Source organism: Providencia sp. UF-224 (assembly GCF_058245955.1).
Map to the genome: position 1 here is coordinate 1 of NZ_JBSICC010000070.1, position 1,845 is coordinate 1,845.

The 1,845-nt window shown below is 48.3% G+C and carries 1 protein-coding gene; it reads right to left on the minus strand.

Annotation, left to right across the window (positions count from 1 at the left end; all coding sequences use genetic code 11):
• Positions 1-130 precede the first annotated feature (130 nt).
• A partial coding sequence (locus tag AC4IFO_RS22740; protein WP_490737815.1) for a conjugal transfer protein TraN occupies positions 131-1,845 on the minus strand: 1,715 nt, incomplete at its 5' end.

Consider the following 1,845-nt stretch of genomic DNA (forward strand, 5'->3'; position numbering starts at 1 on the left):
GGCTCGTTATACCAGTGCCAACCAACGATAGGTTCATCCACATACGTTCGTGTTTCTGCTTGTTCGCCATGGTTGGCCAACACGCTTCCTGATATCACCAGACTGACGAGCGACATTAATAAAATACGTTTCATCCTTGCCCTCCCTGCCCTTGCAGGCCATTGGCGATTTGATTTCTCACGCGGTCAATCAATTCTTGGTCAGCTGGGATATCAGTGCCCGATTCCAAATCCGAATAGAAATCTGCAAAGTTCAGGCGGTCAAAGTTAATGGATTGCAACTCATCCACGGTAATACCGCGACAATCACTGTTTTTGGCACTACCAAAACCAATACGTAATTGCCCGCCACGTCCTTGCTCTTGCACTATTTTGGCGAGTTTACTATCAAATACGCAGTAGGCTTCTTTCTTCTGAAGACATACACCGAGGACTTTCTTCGAGCAGTATGAACCGACATAAATGGTCAGATTGCGACTTTTGGCTTTACCCAGTGCTTTTTCTTCACTGTCACAATGGGCGAGACCAACATCGTTACCCCATCCTCCGCTTTTACAACAATTACTGAATCCCATTGCGGCTTTACGACAGGTGGTGCGTTTACCCGTAAATGCCTTCACATTGACATCATTGAGTTCTGCCACATCTTCGCCCGCCGCGGCCACTGCGGCTAACGCTGACACCGCTTTTTGGAAGCTATTGGCCTTATCATTTTTGATTTGGTCACACTCCCCACTGGCACAAATCAGCTCCGTCCCGCAAAGTTGGGCGGTGCCACTTAAGCCCTTCTGACAGGAAAAGGTCGCTTGCTCTCTAAGACAAGAACCGCTCACGCTCTCCTGACACACCGTACCGACTAACGTACAGGCTTTGTTGCTCATGTAGGGTTGGCAACTGCCATTGTCCGCGCTTTGTGAGACATAGGTGTCCTTATACGCCCAACAATCACTGTACAAGGTGAAACTTTTTCCCCCATAAGTCACGATCTTCGGCCCGCCTTTTTCCGTACACTGCGTAGCTATCTTGACTTCTTCGGATTTATCAAACGGACACACTTCTGTCCAAATGATTTCAGGGTTCGCTTCCACGTCATCGTATTCATACGTAAAGGTGACATTGGCGTTAAACCCGCCTCTGTAATTGTTGCCGTAGTATTTTGAGGTTTTGGTTAATAAGAACTTTTGCCCTAATGTCACCTCTTGGTTCACTGCAAACGACGTGTGGATTTTCCCCACCCCGTCATGGGTATAGTAATAACAATGGTCATTTTCCCCGCCAGAGCAGTGACTCGATGCGTAGGGTAATTTCACGATGGTGACCGGAAAGATTTTTCCAAAAAACTGCATCTTTTCGTCTATTGAACTTCGACATGTCTGCGCACTGTCTCGTTCATCACAGTAATTGTAATTGTGGGGAATAAGTACTTGGTCAGAATCCAGTGACACCGAAATGAGCTTGCCCGCCTCAGGGGAGGCAAATTCATGCCGATAGGCCGCGGGTCGCGCTTGCCTATTCAGCTCTAGCCACACGGTTTTCGTCACCTTACGGGTCTTTTTCACGATTTTGGCATTGAGCTCAATCCGTGCAGTTCGGGTACAGGCCAATTCCACCGCAGGAATACGCTCACATTGGTGGCTGGTAAACTCCGTTTTATCGAGTGTCACGTCCTGGCATATCCCCGTGTCTCCACCCGTGATATCCTCCGCTTTATCTCGCATATCCAACCCACTTTTGATAAACGGGGCGTCTAAATCCAATTTATCCTCCGGTTTATTTTTAAGCACATCCATGGTCAGCTGCCCCGCCTCATTGCTGTGTAAGGCTTTGCTTCCCGCCTGCTCTAACC